This is a genomic window from Microbulbifer pacificus (assembly GCF_033723955.1).
Taxonomy (GTDB): Bacteria; Pseudomonadota; Gammaproteobacteria; order Pseudomonadales; family Cellvibrionaceae; genus Microbulbifer; species Microbulbifer pacificus.
The window spans coordinates 1,367,932-1,385,263 of sequence record NZ_CP137555.1 but is presented as its reverse complement, the minus strand read 5'-3'; the positions used below and the strand labels follow the sequence as shown (position 1 = coordinate 1,385,263).

At 60.8% G+C, this 17,332-nt stretch carries 10 protein-coding genes; 5 read left to right on the top strand and 5 right to left on the bottom strand.

Annotated features, from left to right (window positions below; translation table 11 throughout):
- Window positions 1–5: 5 nt before the first annotated feature.
- The 3 genes from R5R33_RS06175 to uvrA all read right to left on the bottom strand — a co-directional run bounded on the left by R5R33_RS06175 (window position 6) and on the right by uvrA (window position 9,815).
- A complete protein-coding gene (locus R5R33_RS06175; protein WP_318955165.1) occupies window positions 6–5,801 on the bottom strand; it encodes a non-ribosomal peptide synthetase in 5,796 nt (1,931 codons plus the stop codon).
- Window positions 5,798–6,568, bottom strand: a complete 771-nt coding sequence (locus R5R33_RS06170; protein ID WP_318955164.1) for a CheR family methyltransferase — start codon at window positions 6,566–6,568, stop codon at window positions 5,798–5,800. Before R5R33_RS06170 ends, R5R33_RS06175 begins: the two co-directional genes overlap by 4 nt.
- Before the next feature lie 412 nt (window positions 6,569–6,980).
- Window positions 6,981–9,815, bottom strand: coding sequence for an excinuclease ABC subunit UvrA (gene uvrA, locus R5R33_RS06165; RefSeq protein ID WP_318955163.1), 2,835 nt, complete (start codon window positions 9,813–9,815; stop codon window positions 6,981–6,983).
- Between the two features lie 139 nt (window positions 9,816–9,954).
- Here uvrA and R5R33_RS06160 point away from each other — a divergent pair, with 139 nt between their 5' ends.
- The 4 genes from R5R33_RS06160 (at window position 9,955) to R5R33_RS06145 (ending at window position 14,326) form a co-directional block, all read left to right on the top strand.
- Window positions 9,955–11,358 (top strand): mannose-1-phosphate guanylyltransferase/mannose-6-phosphate isomerase, encoded by a 1,404-nt coding sequence (locus R5R33_RS06160; protein WP_318955706.1) that lies wholly within the window; start codon window positions 9,955–9,957, stop codon window positions 11,356–11,358.
- A 127-nt stretch (window positions 11,359–11,485) separates the two neighbouring features.
- On the top strand, window positions 11,486–12,658 hold the full coding sequence (locus tag R5R33_RS06155; protein ID WP_318955162.1) for an MFS transporter: 1,173 nt from the start codon (window positions 11,486–11,488) through the stop codon (window positions 12,656–12,658).
- A gap of 199 nt (window positions 12,659–12,857) precedes the next feature.
- Window positions 12,858–13,436, top strand: coding sequence for a single-stranded DNA-binding protein (gene ssb / locus R5R33_RS06150; RefSeq protein ID WP_318955161.1), 579 nt, complete (start codon window positions 12,858–12,860; stop codon window positions 13,434–13,436).
- Window positions 13,437–13,453: 17 nt separating this feature from the next.
- Window positions 13,454–14,326, top strand: a complete 873-nt coding sequence (locus R5R33_RS06145; protein WP_318955160.1) for a sugar nucleotide-binding protein — start codon at window positions 13,454–13,456, stop codon at window positions 14,324–14,326.
- Between the two features lie 87 nt (window positions 14,327–14,413).
- Here the strand turns inward: R5R33_RS06145 and fabB are convergent, their stop codons facing one another.
- Both fabB and fabA read right to left on the bottom strand, forming a co-directional pair.
- Entirely contained in the window at window positions 14,414–15,637 is a 1,224-nt protein-coding gene (fabB, locus tag R5R33_RS06140; RefSeq protein WP_318955159.1) for a beta-ketoacyl-ACP synthase I, read from the bottom strand.
- 60 nt (window positions 15,638–15,697) lie between these two features.
- Window positions 15,698–16,222, bottom strand: coding sequence for a 3-hydroxyacyl-[acyl-carrier-protein] dehydratase FabA (gene fabA / locus R5R33_RS06135; RefSeq protein WP_318955158.1), 525 nt, complete (start codon window positions 16,220–16,222; stop codon window positions 15,698–15,700).
- A 272-nt stretch (window positions 16,223–16,494) separates the two neighbouring features.
- Here fabA and galU point away from each other — a divergent pair, with 272 nt between their 5' ends.
- A complete protein-coding gene (gene galU, locus R5R33_RS06130) occupies window positions 16,495–17,331 on the top strand; it encodes a UTP--glucose-1-phosphate uridylyltransferase GalU (RefSeq protein ID WP_318955157.1) in 837 nt (278 codons plus the stop codon).
- Window position 17,332 lies beyond the last annotated feature (1 nt).

The following is a 17,332-nucleotide window of genomic DNA, read 5'->3' as shown; positions in this document are numbered from 1 at the left end:
GGGATTCAGCGAATTCGCTCACCTTCCACTGGTTTCAGGAACTCGCGCCTGCCGCGGTGCAGTTCATTGGGTGACATTTTCCACCACTGGAGATCGAGTAGTTTGGCGATGGTTTCCTGGGAGAAGCGGTAGCGCACCACCCGCGCGGGATATCCCGCAACCACGGCGTAGGGGGGGACATCTTCAATGACGATAGCACCGGCAGCGATCACGGCACCGTCGCCGATTTTGCTCGTTGGGTAGAGGATTTTGGCTCCATCGCCGATCCATACGTCGTTGCCCACCTCGATGCGCACCCGGTCCAGGGCATACCCGGCGCTAAAGCCCATGCCCGCATAGTAAAAGATGCCGTGCGTCGACAAGGTATTGCGCGGGTGATCCGCAGTCTGAAAGCGCACCGTGCGATAAATTGTGCAGTACTTGCCAACGCGGGTGTTGGCCCGCAGTTTTAACTTGTCAAAGGTAACGCTGGTGAAATCGCCCACCTCGATATTGAAGTGCTTGCGATAGAGTTCGCGCATGGTGAGGCTGAATGTGGAGCCTCCTTCGAGCTTGAGGATGAGCTTTTGCACCCGCTCGCGCACGAAATGACGGGGAATGGCGAACAGCGGCGCGAGTACACGTGACGCCAGCCAAGAGCGGCGCATCTTCATGCCATGGGGGAAGTTGGGCAGGTCATCGGCGTGCTTAAGGTGCTGCAATTTGTTCAGAATCGCATTGACCTGTTGCTCCGTTTTTTCATCCACACTGGCGGAGGCCAGTACCTGTTGTTCCGATTGTCCGTTGCGGAACTGTTGTACCGCCTGGGCGAGCGCTTTCACGCTCGGGAAATCGAACAGCAGGGTGGGCGGCAGCTCGATACCAAACAGTGTATTTAGCCTCGCAATGACATTCAGTGCGGATAGTGAATGTCCGCCGAGGTCAAAAAAGCTGGTGTCCAAAGAGGAAACCTGGATTTTCAGCAGGGCCTCGAAAACACCGCGGATCGTCGCGGTAATATCGTCGGGAATTTCGCTGATCGTCGTTGCGCTAGGTGGCGCAAACGCCTTGCGATCCACTTTGCCATTGGGCGTAAGCGGAAACTCCGTTAGGCTGACAAATGCTGAGGGCACCATGTACTCCGGTAGCGAATGCCGCAGGTGTCGACGCAGTAATTCACTATCGGGCACGCGACACTCTTCACCACTGTCGTTTGCAATCAGGTAGGCCACCAGGTATTTGCTGCCGCTGTCGTCGTCGTGGGCAATGACCACACTCTGGCGCACGGCGGGTATTTCCGTAAGCAGTGCTTCAATTTCACCCACCTCGACACGAAAGCCGCGGATTTTTACCTGGTGGTCCATGCGCCCCAGATACTCAATACGGCCATCGCGGTGGCGCACGACCAGGTCTCCGGTGCGATACAGCCGTTTGCCGTCGAGCGCTGCGCAATCAAAGAATTTTTCGCGGGTGAGCTCTTCGCGGTTGAGGTAGCCCTGCGCCAGTCCTTCGCCGCCGATACACAGCTCGCCGGGAACGCCTATGGGCAACAGCTGCGCCGCCGGGTCCAGGACGTACAGGCTGGTATTGGCGATCGGCTCGCCGATAAATGCGGCATCTTCCGGGGCAAGGATGGGGCTGATGGACGACCAGATGGTGGTTTCTGTGGGGCCGTAGAGGTTCCAGATCTCCAGGCGGCGCTCCAGCAGGCGTGCGGCCAGGTCGCGCCCCATGGCCTCGCCGCCGCACAAGACGCGCACAGCGGGGTCGCCCTGCCAGCCGTGGTCAAGCAGCATTCTCCAGGTTGAGGGGGTCGCCTGCATAACGGTCACGTTCTCGCGGCGCAGGCTCTCCTGTAGTGCCAGCGGATCACGGGACTGCTTCCAGTCCTGAATGACCAGACGCCCACCGCTGAGCAGGGGTACGAACAGCTCCAGCATGGCGATATCGAAGCAGACGGTGGTGACCGCCAGCAGGGTGTCGTCTGCGCTGAAACCGGGCTTGGCCTGCATTGAACAGAGAAAATTGACCAGGCTGCGCTGTGAAATCTGCACGCCTTTGGGCTTGCCGGTGGACCCGGAGGTATAGATTACATAGGCGGTATTGCTGGAGTCCGCACCTGGCAGTGGCGTGCCGGGATCCGATAGCTCCGCGTCGTCACGGGCTTCAAAGTGGCGGCTGTCGTCCAGCAGCACGACTTCTCCAGCAAAGTTCGCAAGCTTGCCGCTACTTGCCGTATCGGTGATCAGAAAACCTGCAGCGCTGTCTTCCAGTATGTGGGCAAGGCGATCCTCCGGGAACATCGGGTCCAGCGGCACATAGGCGCCGCCGGCTTTCCATACCGCGAGCAGTGCGACGATGAGGTTTGCCGAGCGCTCCATGCATACCGCAACCAGTCCGCCGGTGTGCAGGCCGCGCGCGTGCAGTTGTCGCGCCAGACCATCGGCTCGCAGATTCAACTGGCGGTAACTCAGGCGCTCGCCCTGGCTTACCAGCGCGGTGCGCTCTCCACACGCCTGCGCCTGTCGCTCGAACAGTTGCGCGGCGGTCGACTGCAGCGGCAATTCCGCTTCACTGTGGTTCCACTCTTCGCACAGCAGCTTGCGTTCAGCGGCCGCCACCAGAGGCAGTTGCGGCAGTGGGCATTCCGGCATTTCCACAATACTCGTCAGCAGTTGTTCAAAGTTACGACACAGGCTGACGGCAGTTTCGCGATCGAACATGGCGGAACGATATTCGAGCGTGCCGGAAATCCCTTTGTCGCCCTCGAGAACGGAGAGGGTGAGATCGAATTTCGCCCCACCGCTGTGGGTATGCAGCGGGGTGACATTCAATCCCGGGATTTTCCAGTGATCGGCGCGCTCATTACGGTGAATAAACAGGTGGCGGAAGAAAGGTGATTCGCCCGCTCCGCGGGGGGGATTCAGTTCCGCCACCAGGTTTTCAAACGGCACCCGGTCATTGGCAAAGGCGTCAATGGTGGTCGCGCGCACGCGCTGTAGCAATGTGCGGAAATCCAGTTCCCCGGAAAAATCGGTGCGCAGTACCAACGTGTTGATGAACAGCCCGATCATCGACTCGGTCTGCGTATACTGACGGCGGCCGCTGGGCGTGCCGACAACAATGTCCGTCTGCTGGGTATAGCGGTGCAGGAACAGTTGCCAGGCGGCAAGCAGTAGCATGAAGCTGGTCACGGACTCTTGCCGCGCGAGGGTGCGCACTGCCGCCGACAGTGCCGCCGGCAACTTGAACGTGATCATCCCACCGCTGAAGTCTGGTGTTTGTGGTCGTAGGCGATCTGCCGGGAAATCCAGCGGTGCAGGCAAATCGGCGAGCTGGTTTCGCCAGTAAGCCAGCTGCTGCTGATACTCTGGGCTCTCGAGCTGCCGCTGCTCCCAGTAGGAATAGTCGGCGAACTGCAGTGGCAGCGGTGCCAGTGACACAGGCTGGTTGTGGGCAAATGCCTGATAGCACAAACCCAGCTCGCGAAAGAAAATTCCGCTGGACCAGATATTGTCGTAGATGATGTGGTGGAAGCTCAGGGCGAGCACGGCCGCCGAATCGTCGATGCGAACTAACAGTGCGCGAAACAGGGGGCCCTGCGCCAAAGACTCCGGCTCGTTCAGAAGTTTGCGGCAATAGGCCAGGGCGCGGCTGGCACGACTGGCGCGCCCGCGCTGCGGTTGCGTGCGCAGGTCAATTACCGGCAGGTGGAATTCTCCCGCAGCTACGACTTGCTGATACGGACCCTCGGCGTCTTCTGGGAAGCGGGTACGCAGTATGTCGTGGCGTGCCAGGATTGTGGCGAGGGCCTGCTCCAGCGCGGAAAATTCCAGCTTGCCCCGCAGCAGCACGGTGTTGGAAATCTTATAGGCGTGGCTGTTGCCCCACAGTTTTTCCGCGAGCCACATGCGCTTCTGGGCGGAGCTGAGTGGGATACGGGCGCCCGCGGGCGCATGCTCGAGTGGTGCTCTGTGACCGTCCTGCGATATCGCGGGTGCCGCGGCGTCGATACGTTGGGCCAGGGCGCGCAGATCCACTGCCTCGAAAATACTGCGCATATCCAGATTCACATGAAACTGTTCGTTGATGCGGGCCAGCAGTTGCGCGGCGCTCAGGGAGTGGCCACCGAGGGCAAAAAAATTCTCACGGACGCTGATATCGTCCCTTGCCAACAAATCCCGGCAGAAGCCCACCAGGGATTCCTCGATGTGCCCGTTCGGCGCTACCAGTGGGGCTCCCGCCAGCAAGTTGTCACTTTCCGGTGATGGCAGCGCGTTGCGATCGACCTTGTTGTTGGGTGTTTTCGGCAGTTGATCCAGGCGTACGTATACGGTGGGGATCATGTAGTAAGTGAGCTGTTCACCGAGAAAATCGCGCAGTTGCTGCACACTGGGCGCAGCACCCTCCAGTGGCACCAGGTAGGCCACCAGCTGGGTTTCTCCGCGGAAATCGCGAGCGACCACCACCGCTTCGGCAATGTCAGGGTGTGCAAGCAGGCGAGCTTCCACTTCGCTGACCTCAACGCGGAAGCCGCGGATTTTCACCTGGAAATCCTTGCGTCCGCGGTGGTGCAGCAGCCCATCGGCATCCATCTGGCCGAGGTCGCCCGTATGGTAGATGGTGATAGAGGGATCTTCGTGATCTCGGCTGAAGGCGCTGGCGCTCGCCTGCGGGTTTTTCCAGTAACCCAGGGCCAGATAGCGACTGCGCACAGTAATCTCGCCGATCTCACCCTGCGCCACTTCGCGGCCGTCATCACCCAGCAGTACTACCTCAACCCCTTCCACCGGGTACCCGATCGGGACCACGTCGCCCTCGAGGCGGGTGTCGGGGCCTATGTGGAAGTAGCGGATGGTGCCGGTCTCGGTGGAACCGAGCCCGGTATAGAACTCGATAAACGGGGAGAAGACCAGACGCGCCAGTTCCACATCGCTGGTGAGAACCCGCTCGCCGCCAAATGTCACCAGGCGGATACTGAAGTGGTCATCGGGTTGACGACGATAGTGTGCGGCAAATTCGCGGAACAGGGACGCGACCGAATGATAAATGGTAATGCGCCGGGACTTGAGCCAGTCCGCGAGTTTTTCCACGCCGTCGCGGTGAAAGTCGTAGGGAAAGAGCGCGGCGCCATTCAACAGCGCGCCGAAAATACAGTAGACCGACGCGATGACGCTGCAGGAGTAGAACAGGGTCATGCGATCCTGCGGAACCACGTTCTGCAGGTTGCTGCGACGCATACAGCCGTGCAACAGGTTGCGGTTGTTCTGCACTACACCTTTGGGCCGGCCGGTGGAGCCGGAAGTGTAGATTATGTAGGCCAGTGCGTCGGGGCTTATCTCGAGATCAAGATTGTCGCTGGAGGTGCGGTCGGAAATGGTGTCAAGATTGAGAATGTGAGCATCGCTATCGGCGAGCGCGTGGGCATCGGCGTAGTTGGCGTTATTGCTCAGGATCAGCGCCGCTCCGGACTCGCGGCATATGTAGCTGTTGCGCTCGGCGGGAAACGCCGGGTCGATGGGAACATAGGCGTGGCCGCATTTCAGCACGGCGAGTATCGCCGCGATCTGGGGGATACCCTTTTCCAGATACAGGGCAATGCGCACCGGCTCTTGAGCCGGTGCCAGCGCGAGAATTTCCCGCGCCATGCGGTTGGCCAACTGGTTGAGTGCACTGTAACTGACCGATGCGTTGGCATCGGTGATCGCCAGCCGGTCGCCGTAGATGGCGACAAGTTTTTCAAATCGTTGGGCGACGGACTTTTCTGTTTCCTCGAGGGTGAAGTCGCTAAAAATCAGCAGGGATTCTTCCACAGTGTTCATACGCTGGCCTTACGGTAAATGGTGCAATGCTCGCGAATCCATTCGCGGGAACGACGGCTGAAAGGCTTTCTGCCCCAGTAAGCGCTGGCCCAGGCATCGCCGCGATCCTGGCGGGCATCGTTGTGAATTTCCTCGATCAGGTATTCTTCCGGCTGGAGATGGAATTTTTTGGTGAGGTGCACGCGCATGCCCATGTCCATGCCATTCACGAACAGCGCGGCGCCCGGGTGCAACAGCCGCTGCAAATTGGCAAAGGCGCGGCGTGCATTTGGTGCCGGTAGGTGGAACAGGACGTTTTGTGCAAATACCAGGTCGGCTTGTCCGAGCTTGGTAATGAAATTGGTATCCAGCATGTCGCCGACCTTGAACGTAATCGGCTGCAATATCTCCGGTTTTACGCGGTAGACGTCGCCGGCGAGGTCAAAGGTTTCGCTGACAAACTGTTCGGTAACGAAGGGCCCCTGGTAAACCTCCTCGCGGCTGTAACGCGGATCCTGTGCGCGCTCGATGACTTCCGGAACGATGTCATATGCCTCGATGCGGTAGTCCAGTTTCGGGAAGTGATGGCGCAGAACCGCAGACAGCGAAATGGGTTCGGCACCACTGCAGCAGCCGAATACCAGAATGCGCAGTGGCGGTGCCGTATTGCCGATCATCTGTGGTAACACCTGTTCCACCAGTGCGCGGTACTGGTGAGGGAAGCGATAGAACTGGGTGTAAACACGGTTGGTACGGGGTGTGGTTTTTACGACGAGCCAATGTTTCATGTGCCGCAAATAATTCTTGAAACGAGATGGGCTATCCATTTCGGGGAACTTCCTTGTTCTGGTAATACTGGAGCAATGCCTTTCTGAGCCGGAAATTACTTTTATTTGGCTGCAGTAAGAAATAAAGGTCTAAAGCGTATGGTTTGTTCCGGAATTTGATCTTGCTGCTGGTTCGGAAGCTGCGGGAAAACCTATTCCTGCATCCGATCGAGATCCGGTCTACCGCGGAAATTATAGGTATTGGTCGAGGATTCACCGGACTTCTCGATGAATAACCGGACAATTAATTGAGCGGGAGGGAAATGGGAACTGGCCCATCGAATCAGCCCAACAGGGTTGGGCCGCTATGCGATGGCGAGGTGCGCAGTGTAAAAACATTGCGCACCGGAAGGGAATTGTCGGAATCTCGGGTTTATTTGCGCGCAGTCGCGAGCATCGATTTCAGGAAACGCCCGGTGTGGGATGCCTTTATTTTTGCGACTTGCTCGGGAGTACCCGTGGCAATGATCTCACCGCCGCCGGAGCCGCCCTCGGGGCCGAGGTCCACAATCCAGTCGGCGGTCTTGATGACGTCCAGGTTGTGCTCGATCACCACGATGGTGTTGCCGTGGTCCCGCAGGCGGTGCAGTACATCCAGCAGCAACTGGATATCCGCAAAATGCAGGCCGGTGGTGGGCTCGTCGAGAATGTACAGGGTCTGGCCGGTATCCCGCTTGGACAGTTCGCGAGACAGTTTCACCCGCTGTGCTTCACCACCGGACAGGGTGGTGGCCGCCTGGCCGAGCTTGATGTAAGAGAGTCCCACATCCATCAGCGTCTGCAGTTTCTTGGCGATCGCCGGCACTGGATCGAAAAATTCCCGCGCGTCTTCCACGGTCATTTCCAGCACTTCGTGAATGCTCTTGCCCTTGTACTGCACCTCCAGCGTTTCGCGGTTGTAGCGCTTGCCCTTACAGGTGTCACAGGGCACGTAGATGTCCGGCAGGAAGTGCATTTCCACCTTGATCACGCCGTCGCCCTGGCAGGCCTCGCAGCGGCCGCCCTTGACGTTAAAGCTGAAGCGCCCGGGTTTGTAGCCGCGGGAGCGCGCTTCCTGGGTGCCGGAGAACAGCTCGCGGATCGGCGTGAAAATACCGGTGTAGGTGGCAGGGTTGGAGCGCGGGGTGCGGCCGATAGGGCTCTGGTCGATATCCACACATTTGTCGAAATGATCGAGGCCCTTGATTGCCTTGTGCGGCGACGCTTTCAGCGTCGTTGCCTTGTTGAGTGCGGTGGCGGCGAGTGGGTACAGGGTGGTGTTGATCAGGGTGGATTTGCCGGAACCGGACACGCCAGTGATACAGGTGAACAGCCCCACCGGGATTTCCAGATCGACATTCTTCAGGTTGTTGCCGGTGGCACCCTCGATACGCAGCAGCTTGTCGCCGGCGGCGATACGTTTATCCGGTACCGCGATCTGCTTCTTGCCCGACAGGTATTGGCCGGTAAGTGAGCGCTCGCAACTGGCCACCTGCTCGTGGGTACCGGCGGCGACGACTTCACCGCCGTGTACGCCGGCACCGGGGCCGATATCGATCAGGAAATCCGCAGCGCGGATCGCATCCTCGTCGTGTTCCACCACGATCACGGTGTTGCCGATATCCCGCAGGTGGGTGAGGGTGGCGAGCAGGCGCTCGTTGTCGCGCTGGTGCAGGCCGATGGAAGGCTCGTCGAGGATGTACATCACGCCCACAAGGCCGGCGCCGATCTGGCTCGCCAGGCGGATACGCTGGGCTTCGCCGCCAGACAGGGTTTCGGCACTGCGGTTCAGGGTCAGGTAGTTGAGGCCCACATCCACCAGGAAGCGGAAGCGGTCGCGCAGCTCCTTGAGAATCTTGTCGGCAATCTCTTTCTGCGCGCCCTGGAACTTCAGCTGGTTGGCAAAGTAGTCAAACGCGTCGCCCACCGGCAGTTCGGTGATCTGTGACAGGGTGCGGTTGTCCACGAATACATTGCGCGCCTCGCGGCGCAGGCGGGTGCCCTCGCAATCCGGGCATCGCTGGGTGCTCAGGTATTTCGCCAGCTCCTCGCGCACGGACTGGGATTCGGTGTCCCGGTAGCGGCGCTGGAAGTTGGGGATGATGCCCTCGAAGGTGTGGCGGCGGATGGTGACGTCGCCGCGGTCGTTCACGTAGCTGAAGTCGACCGGGGTATCGCCGCTGCCATGCAGGATGACTTCGCGATATTTTTTCGCGAGCTTCTGCCATGGCTTGTCGATATCGAAGCCGTAGTGCTCCGCCAGTGAGGTGAGCATGTGGTAGTAGTAGATATTGCGTCTGTCCCAGCCGCGGATGGCGCCCTCGGAGATGCTGCTCTCCGGATCCAGGATCACCTTGTCCTCGTCAAAGAACTGCTTCACGCCCAGACCGTCACAACTGGGGCAGGCACCGGCGGGGTTGTTGAACGAGAACAGGCGCGGTTCCAGTTCGTCTAGTGAGTAATCACACACCGGGCAGGCGTGGCGGGCGGAGAACATCTGGTCGTCGCGGTCGCCGTCCATATAGCTGATGGCGGCGATGCCGTCGGTCAGGTTGAGTGCGGTCTCGAAGGATTCGGCGAGGCGCAGCTGCAGGTCGTCGCGCACCTTGAAGCGGTCCACCACCACTTCCACCGTGTGTTTCTTGCGCTTGTCCAGCTTGGGGGTGTCGTCGAGATCGCACACGGTGCCGTCGATGCGCGCGCGCACAAAACCGTCGCGGCGCAGCTGTTCGAACACGTGCAAATGCTCGCCTTTGCGGTCGCGAACCACCGGTGCCAGCAGCATGATCTTGGTGCCCTCGGGCAGCGCCAGCACCTGGTCCACCATCTGGCTGATGGTCTGCGCCTGCAGCGGCTCGTGGTGCTCGGGGCACCGCGGCTCACCGACGCGGGCAAACAGCAGGCGCAGGTAGTCGTAAATCTCGGTGATGGTGCCCACGGTGGAGCGGGGGTTGTGGGAGGTAGACTTCTGTTCAATGGAGATGGCCGGTGACAGCCCCTCCACCGTATCCACATCCGGCTTTTCCATCATCGACAGGAACTGGCGCGCGTAGGTGGAGAGCGACTCCACGTAGCGGCGCTGGCCCTCGGCATACAGGGTGTCGAAGGCGAGTGAGGACTTACCAGAGCCGGACAGCCCGGTAATCACGATCAGCTTGTCGCGGGGAATATCCAGGTCGATATTCTTCAGGTTGTGGGTGCGTGCACCTCTGACGTAAATCGTGTCCACTCGGCGTCCTGTTCTGCTGTGGTTTTACCCGGCGGAAAGACCGGGCGGAAGAAAACGGTCAAGTATAATCCGGTGGGCGATTGTGCCAAAATGCCGGCAACCCAATTCCATTGAATAACCCAGTGTGGATAAGGAAAGCATGATTCCCGTCATTCTCTGCGGTGGCACCGGCTCGCGCCTGTGGCCGCTGTCCCGCGAAGCCTACCCCAAGCAGTTCCTCTCTCTCGCCGGCAACCAGACCATGCTCCAGGCCACGGCCCTGCGGCTTGACGGCCTGCCGGAAGTGGAAGCGCCAATTCTGGTCTGCAATGAGGCCCATCGCTTTGCCGCGGCCGAGCAGTTGCAGGAAGTGGGGCGCGCTGCCCAGTCCATTCTGCTGGAACCCTGTGCCCGCAACACCGCCCCGGCCATCGCGCTGGCGGCGCTCTGTGCCATGGAGCAGGGGCAGGATCCGCTGCTGCTGGTGCTGCCGGCGGATCACGTGGTGGCCGACACCGCGGCGTTCCAGCAGTCCGTGAGTGCGGCAAAGAAACTGGCGGAAGATGGCCTCTTGGTCACTTTCGGAATCGTGCCCACCTGCGCCGAGACCGGCTACGGCTACATCCGCAGTGGTGATGCGCTGGAGTGCGGCTGGAAGGTGGCGGAGTTCGTGGAGAAGCCCGATCTCGCCACCGCCGAGCAGTATCTCGCCAGCGGCGACTACAACTGGAACAGTGGCATGTTCCTGTTCCGCGCTTCGCGCTACCTGGAAGAGCTGGCGCAACACAACCCGGCGATGCTCGACGCCTGCCGCGCCGCGCTGACCGGCGCTGCGCGCGACCTGGATTTCACCCGTATCGACGCCGCTGCCTTCGGCCGCTGCCCCTCGGTCTCGGTTGACTACGCGGTGATGGAGAAAACCGAATCCGCCGCCGTGGTACCGATGCAGGCGGGCTGGAGCGATGTGGGTTCCTGGTCCGCGCTGTGGGAACTGGCGGAGCGGGATGAGAATGACAACCTGCTGCGCGGCGATGTACTGGCGGAAGATGCCAGCGGCTGCCTGGTGCACGGCGGCGATCGTCTTGTAGGTATTCTCGGGGTGCAGGACCTGGTGGTGGTAGACACCGACGACGCCCTGATGGTCGCCCACAAGGGCCGGGTGCAGGACGTGAAAAAACTGGTGCAACGCCTGAAGCAGAGCGCGCGCAGCGAAGCGGAAAATCACCGCAAGGTGTTCCGCCCCTGGGGTTACTACGACTCCATTGACGCCGGCCCGCGCTTCCAGGTGAAGCGTATTGTGGTCAAGCCCGGCTGCCAGCTGTCCCTGCAGATGCACCATCACCGCGCCGAGCACTGGATTGTGGTGCGCGGCACCGCCAAGGTGACCCGCGGGGACGACCAGCTGCTGCTGACCGAAAACGAGTCCACCTTCATTCCCCTCGGTGTGGTTCACCGCCTGGAAAACCCGGGCGCGATTCCCCTGGAGCTGATCGAGGTGCAGTCCGGCAGTTATCTCGGCGAGGACGATATCGTCCGCTTCGAGGACAAATACGGGCGCAATTGATGGGAAAAATCGACATTGATGTGTCGATAAATCTGCGCTATATGGTCGTTAGGCGACGGGGGATCTAACTCCGTCGCTTCCGCTGCTACAATGCGCCCCGTTTTATGCCGTCTCCGGATCCTCCTGCATGAATTCCACTGAACGCCGCGCACTTGCCGGTCTCGCATCCCTCTATGTATTCCGCATGCTGGGCCTGTTTATGGTGCTGCCGGTGCTGTCCCTGTACGGCGCCGATTACAGCGGCAGCACGCCGGCGCTGCTGGGGTTGGCGCTGGGCGCTTACGGCCTGAGCCAGGCGCTGCTGCAGATTCCGCTGGGAATACTGAGCGATCGCTGGGGGCGCAAGCCGGTGATCTTTCTCGGGCTGTCGGTCTTTGCCATCGGCAGCGTGGTGGCGGCGCTGACGGATACCGTCTTCGGCCTGATTGCCGGGCGCATGCTGCAGGGTGCCGGTGCCATTGCCGCGGCCACCATGGCGCTGGCGGCGGACCTGACCCGGGATGAAAATCGCGGCAAGGCGATGGCCGTGATCGGCGCCTCCATCGGGGTCGCCTTTGTGCTCGCAGTGGTGCTGGGTCCGCTGGTGGCGGGCCTCGGCGGCCTGTCCGCCATCTTCTGGTTGACCGCTTTGCTGGCGCTGGTGGGGATGTTACTGGTGTGGCGCCTGGTACCGAATCCACAGCACTCGGCGAGGCGCGGCCCGGGGCAGGGGGACTTCACCCGCCTTCTGCGCCAGGGGGATGTATGGCGGCTGGTGAGTGGAGTATTTTTCCTGCATCTGCTGCTGACCATGATGTTTGTGCCGCTGCCACACTTGCTGGTGGATCAGTTGCATATGCCCAGTGAACAGCACTGGAAACTCTACGGCCCGCTGATGCTGGGCGCCTTTGTGCTGATGCTGCCGCTGATGCGAGCGGCGGAGAAGCGCCAGCGGGTTCCCGCGGCCATGCGCCTGGCGTTGCTCGGGCTGGTCTTCGGTGGGGTGGCGTTGATGCCGCAGGTGCATGGGCGCTGGATTGTCGCCTGTCTGGGAGTGTTCTTCCTCGCGTTCAACCTGCTGGAAGCACTGCTGCCCGCCCAGCTCACCCGCGTGGCGCCGGCGGAGTGCCGCGGCGCCGCCACCGGCCTCTATGCGACCCTACAGTTCCTCGGCGCCTTCGCCGGCGGCAGCCTCGGTGGTCTGGTATACGGCCAGGGTGGCGCCGGTGCCGTGGCGACGCTGGCGCTGGGAATTCTGCTGGTGTGGTCCATTGCCTGGTGGCAGATGCGCGGTACTCGTGTACCGCTTGCAAGCCTCTGAAGGGGATCTTTTTGCGCAGGCGCCGGGCGATACGGAGCGGCGGTGACGGCTCCCGCCCGAGTGTTGTATGCTGCTGGATAAAAATACACTGCTGGCGATGCAGGCGCCCCGGCGAATGACCGGTCGCGATGTCGCTTTACCGAATTTGAACTATTGACCATTTAACGGGCCCGTCGACGGGCCGCGAGAGGAGAGGCGTATGGCCAGGGGCGTTAACAAAGTAATTCTGATTGGCAATCTGGGCGGCGACCCGGAAACCCGCTACCTGCCCAGCGGCGGTGCCGTCACCAATGTGACCCTGGCGACCTCCGAGACCTGGAAAGACAAGCAGACCGGTCAAAACCAGGAGCGCACCGAGTGGCACCGCGTGGTGTTCTTCAACCGTCTGGCGGAAATTGCCGGCGAGTACCTGCGCAAGGGTAGCAAGGTCTATCTGGAAGGCTCCCTGCGCACCCGCAAGTGGCAGGACAAGCAATCTGGCCAGGACCGCTACACCACCGAGATCGTCGCCAGTGAAATGCAGATGCTGGACGGTCGTGGCGAGCAGGGCGGCGGTTACCAGCAGGGCGGCCAGGGCGGCGGCTACCAGCAGCAGGATGGCGGTTACAACCAGGGTGGCTATCAGGACGAATACGCCCAGGGCCGCTCTGCGCCTTCTCCCATGGCGCCCTCCAACCATTCCAATCAGTCCCAGGGCCAGCCGCAGAATCGCCCGGCGAACAATCCGGCGCCTATGGGCGGGTTCGATAACAGCTTCGACGACGATATCCCCTTCTGATTCTGGCTGGCTCCTCCATGCAACACACGGGTTATCAACCCGACACCGTGGTCCTGATCGGTGCCGGCAATGCCATCGACGCTCCCCTGCAGAAGGGGTTGCAGAAGGTGGGCTTCCGGGTGCAGTTGCTGGGGCTTGAGCAGCTCGCGGCGGCCTCCTTTACGGCGCGCACGGGTACCCTCGTGATCAACGCCGCCAGCTGTGCTGGCAGCGTGCATATGAGCGAGGCCCGTGCGGTGTGCGAGGCCCTGCGGGGGCAGCCGTATACTGCGCTGCTGCACCTCTCCTCTTACGGTGTGTTCGGGCGTGCCCGCAGCAAGAAAATCGACGAGGAAACCGTACCCGCGCCCAGTTCGGAAATCGGACGGCACTGGCTGGCCTGCGAGCAGATTCTGGCCGGCGAGAGCGTTGAGGAAAGCCTTGCTGAAAACAATGTCAGCATCCTGCGTCTCGGCTGGCAGGTGGACCGCAGTGAGCGTGCACTGCTGGCGCGGGTCATCCGCGGCCTGCTCAACGGCAAGCCGGTTACCCTGGATGATGTGAGCCGCGGCAACCCGGTAACCGTCGCCGACCTGGTGCGGGTCGTGGTGGCCATGGCCCAGCAGCTGGCCAGTGGTGCACCGAAATCCGGTATTTACCACTACGGTTCGGCGGATAACTGCAGCGCCATGGAGTTCGGTCGCGAAGTGGTAGACCGGGTGCGCTCCCTCTACGGTGAGGATTACGCAGCGGACCTGCGGCCTGTGGATCCCGCGCCGGAAGACCGCTCTTCAGTGCTGAGTTGCGCGCGGTTGCGGGACGTATTCGGTATCCAGCAGCGCAGCTGGCGCCAGGGGCTGACGCGTCAGGTAGAGCTGTGGCTGGAACGACTGCAGAAGGCAGAGACCTGATCGCATGTGAGATCCAGGCGGGTCAAAAACAAAAAGGGCGAGTCGCAGTGCGACTCGCCCTTTTTGTTTGGCGGAAAGCCAGAGCGATCAGATCTTGTCGAAGATCAGGCTGGCGTTGGTGCCACCAAAACCGAAGCTATTGGACAGCGCCCGGCGAACTTCTGTCTCCCGCAGCTCGGTCACCAGGTCGAGGCCCACGGCCGCTTCGTCGATGGTCTCCACGTTGGCCGAGGCGGCGATAAAGCCGTTCTGCATCATCAGCAGGGTGTAGATGGCTTCCTGCACGCCGGCGGCACCCAGGGAGTGGCCGGTGAGGGACTTGGTGGAGGCGAATGCCGGTACCTTGTCGCCAAACACTTCTTTCATCGCGCGCAGTTCGGCCACGTCGCCCACCGGGGTGGAGGTGCCGTGGGTATTGATGTAATCGACCTTGCCTTCCAGGCCCTTGCCGTCCATGCCCGCCAGTGCCTGCTGCATGCAGCGCGCCGCGCCTTCGCCGCTCGGGGCCACCATGTCATAGCCGTCGGAGGTGGCGCCATAGCCCACCAGCTCGGCGATGATGTTGGCGCCGCGGGCCTTGGCATGTTCGTACTCTTCGAGTACCACACAGCCGCCGCCGCCGGCGATCACGAAACCGTCGCGGTTGGCGTCGTAGGGGCGGGAGGCCTTGGTGGGGGTGTCGTTGTACTTGGAGGACAGCGCGCCCATGGCGTCGAACAGGTGGGTCAGACTCCAGGCCAGTTCCTCGCCGCCGCCGGCAAACACGATGTCCTGCTTGCCCATCTGGATCAGCTCGGCACCGTTGCCAATACAGTGCGCGGAGGTGGCGCAGGCGGAGGAAATGGAGTAGTTCACGCCCTTGATCTTGAACGGGGTGGCGAGACACGCAGATACGGTGCTGCCCATCACCTGGGGCACGCGGAAGGCCCCGACCTTGCGCACACCGCGGGTCTTGGTGATCTCGGCGGACTCGATGATGGCCGCGGTGGAAGTGCCGCCGGAGCCCATCACCAGGCCGGTGCGGGGATTGGAAATATCCGACTCTTCCAGGCCTGCCATGGCAATGGCCTCGGCCATGGCAATGTACGCGTAGGCGGCGGAGTCGCCCATAAAGCGCAGATGCTTGCGGTCGATGTGTTCCTTGAAGTCGATATCGACGACACCGGCGACCTGGCTGCGCAGGCCCAGCTCGGCGTATTCGTCCATAAAGCGGATGCCGCTGCGGCCGGCCTTCAGGGAGGCCAGCACTTCCTGCGTGTTGTTGCCGATGCAGGAAGTGATGCCCATTCCGGTAATGACTACCCGGCGCATAGTGATCTCCAATAAAACTTGTTGGTGAATTGTTATTTTTTTATGTGACAGACGGTCGGATCAAAAGTTGTCTGTGCGCGTAAACAGGCCGACACGCAGGTCTTTGGCGGTGTAGATTTCGCGACCGTCTACGGATACGGAACCATTGCCGATACCCATGACGAGCTTGCGCTCCACCAGGCGGCTCATCTCGATATGGTAAGTAACCTTCTTGTTGGTCGGTAGGATCTGGCCGGTGAACTTCACTTCGCCACAGCCCAGCGCGCGACCGCGACCGGGATTACCTTTCCATGCCAGGAAGAAGCCCAGCAGCTGCCACATGGCGTCGAGGCCGAGGCAGCCAGGCATCACCGGGTCGCCGGGGAAGTGGCAGTCGAAGAACCACAGGTCGGGGGTGATATCCAGCTCGGCAATCAGCTCGCCTTTACCGAACTCACCGCCGTCTTTAGCGATGTGGGTGATGCGGTCCAGCATCAGCATGTTGGGGGTGGGCAGCTGGGCATTGCCCGGGCCGAACATCTCTCCACGGCCACAGGCCAGGAGTTCTTCGCGGGTGTAGCTGCTTTTTTGAACGAAATTACTCATTGGGTCCCCGATTTTGGGCATTCTTTACACGAGCCGGCATTCTAAAGTCTGGGGATAGCTTGTCCAGTCGGTCATTCCCCTTTTTGTGACCGAAACTGTCTCAATTGGCCCTTGACCCTCGGCTTGTGGCGCGAAACTCCGTACATCTTGCCAGTTTGCCCGGTCCGGCGAGGTCGACCGATTATTGCCTGAATCTTGCAATAGAATTGTGATAAGTTGCGGCCGGACCGCAATGATGGGCGTTGCTGCGGAATTCTAGTGAGGGAGGTGTAATGCTCAAAAAATGTCTTTTCCCGGTGGCGGGCTACGGCACCCGCTTCCTGCCCGCGACCAAAGCCATGCCCAAGGAAATGCTGCCACTGGTCAACAAGCCATTGGTGCAGTACGGGGTGGAAGAGGCCATCGAGGCCGGCCTGACCGAGATCGGCTTTGTCACCGGTCGCGGCAAGCGCGCCATCGAGGACCATTTCGATACCAATTTTGAGCTCGAACACCAGATTGCCGGTACCGGCAAAGAGCGTTACCTCGACAGCGTGCGCAAGGTCATCGACAGCGCCAGTTTTTCCTACACCCGCCAGGGAGAAATGCGCGGACTGGGTGATGCCATCCTACAGGGGCAGCGCCTGATCGGCGATGAGCCTTTTGGCGTGGTCCTTGCAGACGACCTCTGTCTCAATGACGAGCTCGGGGTTCTCGGGCAGATGGTTCAACTCTTCAACCAGTTCCGCTGCAGCATTGTCGCGGTAGAAGAAGTGCCACAGGACCAGATCCACAAGTTTGGGGTCATTGCCGGCAACGAAATCAAACCGGGCCTGTTTCAGGTCACCGACATGGTGGAAAAGCCGGCGGCAGAGGACGCGCCGAGCAATATGGCCATTATCGGTCGCTATATTCTCACGCCAGATATTTTTGAATTGATTCGCGAAACGCCACCGGGGAAGAACGGTGAGGTGCAGATCACCGATGCGCTCCTGACGCAGGCGCAGAGAGGTTGTGTTCTCGCGTATAAATTCAAAGGTCGCCGTTTCGACTGCGGTTCAGTCGACGGCTTTATCGAAGCCACCAATCACGTATACAAAACAATTTATTTACCTGGGGGAAAAGGTTGAT

Excerpts from the sequence above, each read along its gene's own strand:
- R5R33_RS06145 (WP_318955160.1), top strand. The coding sequence starts at position 13,454 with ATGCAACACACGGGTTATCAACCCGACACCGTGGTCCTGATCGGTGCC.
- fabB (WP_318955159.1), bottom strand. The coding sequence starts at position 15,637 with ATGCGCCGGGTAGTCATTACCGGAATGGGCATCACTTCCTGCATCGGC.
- ssb (WP_318955161.1), top strand. The coding sequence starts at position 12,858 with ATGGCCAGGGGCGTTAACAAAGTAATTCTGATTGGCAATCTGGGCGGC.
- fabA (WP_318955158.1), bottom strand. The coding sequence starts at position 16,222 with ATGAGTAATTTCGTTCAAAAAAGCAGCTACACCCGCGAAGAACTCCTG.
- galU (WP_318955157.1), top strand. The coding sequence starts at position 16,495 with ATGCTCAAAAAATGTCTTTTCCCGGTGGCGGGCTACGGCACCCGCTTC.
- R5R33_RS06170 (WP_318955164.1), bottom strand. The coding sequence starts at position 6,568 with ATGAAACATTGGCTCGTCGTAAAAACCACACCCCGTACCAACCGTGTT.
- R5R33_RS06175 (WP_318955165.1), bottom strand. The coding sequence starts at position 5,801 with ATGAACACTGTGGAAGAATCCCTGCTGATTTTTAGCGACTTCACCCTC.
- R5R33_RS06155 (WP_318955162.1), top strand. The coding sequence starts at position 11,486 with ATGAATTCCACTGAACGCCGCGCACTTGCCGGTCTCGCATCCCTCTAT.
- R5R33_RS06160 (WP_318955706.1), top strand. The coding sequence starts at position 9,955 with ATGATTCCCGTCATTCTCTGCGGTGGCACCGGCTCGCGCCTGTGGCCG.